Below are 6361 nucleotides of genomic sequence, written 5' to 3' on the forward strand. Positions count from 1 at the left end.
AACAGTGTTGATATGGCACTGTCACTGGTTGATAATTATGATGAAGCGGTCAGGGATAAGGTTGAGGATCTTGAGGGCATCATAGATACCTATGAGGATGAGGTCGGTTCTTATATGGTAAAGCTCAGCAGCAAGGAGCTCTCCCATGAGGATAGCCAGAAGGTATCGATCGGACTTCATGTCATAGGTGATCTTGAGAGAATGTCGGATCACGCCATAACCATAGCGGATATATGCAGGAAGATGAATGAGGCGGGCGCGTCCTTCTCAGAAAAGGCAAGGTCAGAGCTGGGTATATACAAGGATGCAGTTCAGAACATAGTCAGCATGACTGTGGAGGCTTACGACAAAGAAGACCTTCAGGAGGCATCCCATGTGGAGCCGCTTGAGGAAGCCATCAATGAGCTCAACAGCGCGGTTAAGAAGCAGCATATCAAGAGACTTCAGAAGGGGAAATGTACCATTGAGCTCGGAATATCACTGGAGAATCTTATCAACAACTATGAGAGAGTTGCAGATCACTGTTCCAACGTGGCGGTGGCAATGCTTCAGTTAAAATCAGATAACTTTGATACACATGAATATCTGGATAACATGAAGAAGGATTCCAACATAGATTTCCAGAGCATGTACACATATTACAGAGAGATGTACAAGCTGAAGTGATATCTGGCACGTATAAATAAAAAAATAATGATAAAAATAAAATTGCAATACGCATGTAAATGAAAGTGGTATTACACAGGGAAAGGAGACAAAATGGCAGTACATATTTATATTGTAGAAGACGATAAGAATATAAGAGAGATAGAGATGTTTGCTCTGAAAAACAGCGGATATGCGGTGGAGGAGTTTGAGAATGCGAAATCCTTCTTCTCAAGGTCTGCGGAGAAGGTCCCTGATCTGGTACTCCTGGATATCATGCTCCCAGACATGGATGGTCTTGAAATTGTGAAGAAGCTCAGGAGCAGACCTGATACTGTCAGAGTTCCGATTATCCTTGTGACAGCCAAGACTACAGAGCTTGACAAGGTCAAGGGCTTGGATATAGGAGCGGATGATTACCTCACCAAGCCATTTGGCGTGATGGAGCTCATATCCAGAGTCAAGGCGCTGCTCAGAAGAAGCAGGGCGCTGCAGGATGACAAGCAGCTGGTACTCGGGGATATAACCCTTGATTCAGAGAGACGCGAGGTGCATGTGGGCGGCGAGTTGTGTGAGCTTACCTTCAAGGAGTTTGAACTCTTAAAGCTTCTCATGGTGAATGCAGGAATAGTTCTTCACAGAGACACAATCATGTCGGATGTGTGGGGAACGGATTACGAGGGCGAATCCAGAACCCTTGATATGCATATCAAGACTTTGAGACAGAAGCTTGGCGAAGCAGGTAATATGATAAAGACAGTTAGAAATGTAGGGTATAAGATGGAGTAGCATATGGGTAAGAGAGACGATAAAAGACTGAAAAAGGTTATCAATCTGGAGTTTATCATCTTTTCACTGGTGGCCATAGCGGTGACCATGGTTCTGTCGACATTCATATTCTATGAGGTGTACAAGGCAGAGATCATAAGGGATCTGAAGGGCTATGCTGAGGTGTTTAAGAATACCGGAGATTTCGACGCGGATGACACCGGTGTGTATGCAAGCGTGGATACCAATGACCTCAGACTGACGCTTATAGCGCCTGACGGCAGTGTTCTGTATGACAATCAGGCCGATGAGACTTCCATGCAGAACCACCTTGACAGACCAGAGATAGCAGAGGCATTTGAAAATGGTGATGGACAGGTTATAAGAAAGTCGGAAACCCTCAATAAGAGCACATATTACTATGCGATACTGCTCAAGTCTGGAAGGGTGCTGAGAATAGCGAGGGAGACCAACAATGTAATCAGTATGTTCCTTGCGGCTGTGCCGGTCATGCTGGTGGTGATGGCGATCCTGGTCTGTGTCACCATCATAGTGACACACTATCTGACCAGAAACATATTGAAACCAATAGAGCAGATGGCAAACAGTCTGGACGACGATACCCACATAGTTGCGTACAAGGAGATGCGGCCATTTATAGATATGATACAGAAGCAGCATGCGGATATAGTGAAGAGCTCACAGATGAGACAGGAGTTCACGGCAAATGTATCACATGAGCTCAAGACGCCGCTCACATCCATATCGGGGTATTCGGAGCTTATCGAGACAGGTATGGCCACCGAGGCGGATGTACATCATTTTGCAACTGAGATCCACAAGAACTCCAACAGACTTCTCACCCTCATCAATGACATAATCAGACTGTCAGAGCTGGATGTATCTGAGGATGCGCCACTGATGGAGAAGATCGATCTGGCGGTCATAGCCAGAACAGCCACGGATATGCTGGCGATAAACGCAGAGAAGAACAGTGTGACACTCAGCTATGATGGCAGTCACGGATATATATATGCGAACAAGATGATGATGGAGGAGCTTGTGTATAACCTCACAGACAACGCCATCAGATATAACAATAAGAATGGAAGTGTGGATGTATCTGTAAAGGCAGAGGATGGCAAGGTTATACTCAGGGTGAAGGATACGGGAATAGGAATCCCGAAGGAGCATCAGGAGAGGATATTTGAACGATTCTACAGAGTGGACAAGAGCAGATCGAAGTCCACAGGTGGCACAGGACTTGGCCTGGCCATAGTAAAGCATATAGTTGCCCGCAACAATGCACAGCTTGATATGGACAGTGAACCAGGTAAGGGAACTGACATAAAGGTTACATTTGACGCATACAGGGAAGATGAACAATGATGCAGTCGAAATCAATGAATTTTGATGGGGAATGCTGTAAAAGAACAGAATAGATGCTACAATAAAAAGGAGCCTGGTGGAAGTGTATTAGCCAGACTCCTTAAGTATATTGGTATTCACACACACCGACATTAAGTTCGAAAATATGTGAAATCTTCTGAATTTAATAATATAATACAGCATGTTACGGAAAAAATCAAGTGGTAATTATGCATAACATACAATGCGGTTTATACATAATTCACAAAACATGCAGTTGAAAGGCAGATAATTTTGGCGGATCGGAAGGAAACAAATTCTTGATTATTGAATTTTATAGTATTACTATATGGTCTTGAATAAGGAGAGTGATAGTATGTCAGCAAACGAATATTTAAGGGCTCAGAAGCTTGGTGAGAAGAGATATCAGGCAGCCGTAGCAAAAAATGAATATCCATATCTTCCGGTTTTGGATGAAATAATATCACCATCCGACACTGTGGGTGAGGTGAATCTTGGTCTCCAGACCATATCGCTTGACCGCGTGGTTGGAACCGCTACCGCTGCAAGGACGACGGCGTTTGCTAGTAATTTTATGCCTATATTGGATTATCATACTGAATTTGGAATGAAATGGGCCGCATTGTGTGAGTCCCACATAGAGGAAGGTATACATGACCCGATAAAGGTATATGAGTATATGAACAAATTCTATGTAGTAGAAGGAAATAAGAGAGTGAGTGTGCTCAAATACTTTGGTGCGGACTCAGTTCCTGCCATGGTTACAAGAAAGATACCTAGAAGGACAGACTCACTTGAGAATAAGATATATTTTGAATTTATAGATTTCCACAAGCAGACGGGGATCAACTATGTATATTTCTCACAGCTCGGTGGATATGATAAGCTCAGGGAGTTCATAGGGATCACTAAAGATGCGGTTTTCACAGAGGATGAGAGACTGGATTTCAACTCGGCACATCTCGCATTTGAGAAGGCTTATCTTGCTAAGAAGGGCAATGAGGAACTCACTATAACAGTGGACGATGCCATGCTTGTATTCCTCAATGTGTATGGCTATGAAGCTCTTAAGAACATGACTACATCCCAGGTGAAGGACAGTGTTGACAAGGTATGGAATGAGATAGTCCTCACAAATGAGAAGAAGGATAAGACGGTTCTTCCAAAGCTCGATCCTGTGGAGCCTAAGAAGTCCATACTCGACAGGGTTATAAAGCCATCAGGCCCTTCGAACCTGAAGGTGGCATTTGTGTATGATAAGTCGCCAGCCAACTCGGTCTGGACATACAGCCATGAACTGGGTAGAATGGACATGGAGAATAAACTCGGAGATTCTGTCGACAGCAGAACCTTCTGTAATGTGGATACACCTGCCAAGCTGACAGAGTGCCTTGGAAGACTTGTGGATGAGAAGTATGATGTGATATTTACGACAGGGCCTGAGATGCTTCCTGAGGCTCTTAAGACTGCAGTGCTCCACCCGGAGATAAAGATACTTAACTGTTCCCTCAGCCTTGCGAACAGCCATGTGCGTACCTATTATGCAAGAATGTACGAGGTGAAGTTCCTCACCGGTATGATAGCGGGAAGCCTGTGTGCTGACGGACAGATAGGATATGTAGCTGATTATCCGATATTCGGAACAACAGCGAACATCAATGCATTTGCCATCGGAGCAAGGATGGTCAACCCTAGGGCAAAGATATATCTGCAGTGGACGAAGGTTAAGAATGCTGATCCACAGAAGTTCTTCGAGAGAAATGGAATAACATATATATCCGATAGAGACATGATCATGCCGGATGATGCGTCACGAAACTTCGGACTTTATCACTATGATCAGAATGGAGAGGTCGTCAACCTTGCCATGCCTTTCTACAACTGGGGTGCATTCTATGAGAGGATCCTTAGATCCATACTGGAGGGCAACTGGAAGCAGGAGGAGAAGAACGAGACCAGCAATGCGATAAGCTACTGGTGGGGTATGTCAGCGGGAATAGTTGACGTCATATGCTCAAAGCACCTTCCGGCCGGAACACAGAAGCTCATATCGGTTATGACAAACCTCATAAGAGAGGGCGCTATCACACCGTTCAGCGGAAAGCTTACATCCCAGAACGGAATAGTGAGAAATGAAGATGACGGAGCGATGCTCCATGAAGATATACTCAAGATGGATTGGCTTGCTGAGAATGTAGTGGGCATGCTCCCTACAGAGGACGATCTTGTCGATGAGGCAAAGACGGTAGTTGCACTTCAGGGTATAGACACACCGGAGAGTCTGGAGCTCAAGTCGGTTCCGGAAGTGAAATAAGATAAATCTCCTACGGAGAAGGTATACTGTAGTACAGGGGAATAGATACGTGAAGATTTTGTTGTTGGCGGATGAAGAATCCAAGTATTTGTGGGATTATTTTGATAAGAGTAAGGTCGAGGGAATAGATCTGATAATATCCTGTGGCGATTTATCGCCACAGTATTTGTCGTTCCTTGCGACATTCAGTCATGCGCCCGTTCTCTATGTCCATGGCAATCACGACGTGTGCTACAAGGATACACCGCCGGGGGGCTGCGAGTGCATAGACGACAAGCTTTATGTGTATAAGGGTGTCAGAATTCTGGGACTTGGCGGTTCGATGGAATACAAGTTTGGTGGTGCGGATCATCAGTATTCCGAGCGTGCGATGGCCAGAAGAGTACGGAAACTCAGGTTTAAGATCATGAGGAACAAGGGCTTTGACATACTTGTTGCCCATTCGCCTGCATACAGGATAAATGATTCCGAGGATCTCCCACATACAGGTTTTAAGTGTTTCAGAACGCTTATGGAGGAGTACAGACCTAAGTATTTTGTCCATGGCCATGTGCATATAAATTATGGAAGAGATTTTGTCCGCGAATCAAAATACGAGGACACGACGATCATAAATGCCTATGAGAGATATATTATTGAAATTTAGGCAGAAATATTTTGAAATTAAATAATTTTGGCGAAAAGACAGGAATAAATCAAATTTATTGCTGTCTTTCTTGCGAAAATGGAGTTTTTTTGATAAACTGTGGTGAGTTGATATAGTTTATTGATAAGATCCGGAGAAGCTCCGGGATGATGAACAGGGATTGGATAAAGGAAGGAGACATGAGGTTTGGAAAGAAACAGCGAGGAATATAACAGAATACTGGATGAGCTTACAGGTTATTGTACAGAATCTGGCAAGATAGACCAGAACCTCTATGTCAATTATGATGTCAAGAGAGGCCTCAGAGATTCCACAGGAAAAGGTGTACTCACGGGACTCACAGAGATATCTGATGTCATAGGATATGATGTAATAGATGGAGAGAGAGTGCCGACTGATGGTCGTCTGTATTATCAAGGGTACAATGTTGAGGATCTCGAGAGAGGTTTTCACGGAAGTAAATTCGGATTTGAGGAGACTATGTATCTTCTGTTGTTTGGAAAGCTTCCAAATGAGCAGCAGTTTAAGAGATTTGTTGAGATGATGGAGTGCTACAGGGAGCTTCCTAGAAAGTTTACAAGAGATGTTATCCTCCAAAG

The 6361-nt window shown here is 44.1% G+C and carries 6 protein-coding genes; all 6 read left to right on the forward strand.

Features of this window, described 5'->3' with window-relative positions:
• On the forward strand, nt 1-666 hold a 666-nt coding region (locus CCU_RS04810), incomplete at its 5' end, for a Na/Pi cotransporter family protein (protein WP_208896000.1).
• 93 nt (nt 667-759) lie between these two features.
• On the forward strand, nt 760-1434 hold the full coding sequence (locus tag CCU_RS04815) for a response regulator transcription factor (protein WP_015533781.1): 675 nt from the start codon (nt 760-762) through the stop codon (nt 1432-1434).
• A 3-nt stretch (nt 1435-1437) separates the two neighbouring features.
• Nucleotides 1438-2802 (forward strand): sensor histidine kinase, encoded by a 1365-nt coding sequence (locus CCU_RS04820; protein WP_015533782.1) that lies wholly within the window; start codon nt 1438-1440, stop codon nt 2800-2802.
• A gap of 355 nt (nt 2803-3157) precedes the next feature.
• On the forward strand, nt 3158-5116 hold the full coding sequence (locus tag CCU_RS04825; RefSeq protein ID WP_015533783.1) for a BMP family ABC transporter substrate-binding protein: 1959 nt from the start codon (nt 3158-3160) through the stop codon (nt 5114-5116).
• Between the two features lie 49 nt (nt 5117-5165).
• Nucleotides 5166-5762: a metallophosphoesterase family protein gene (locus tag CCU_RS04830; RefSeq protein WP_055223143.1), complete on the forward strand. Its 597-nt coding sequence runs from the start codon at nt 5166-5168 to the stop codon at nt 5760-5762.
• A 186-nt stretch (nt 5763-5948) separates the two neighbouring features.
• Nucleotides 5949-6361: citrate/2-methylcitrate synthase (locus tag CCU_RS04835; protein WP_305803637.1), on the forward strand; the 413-nt coding region annotated here is incomplete at its 3' end.

It is taken from the genome of Coprococcus sp. ART55/1, from assembly GCF_000210595.1.
Classification (GTDB): Bacteria; Bacillota; Clostridia; order Lachnospirales; family Lachnospiraceae; genus Coprococcus; species Coprococcus aceti.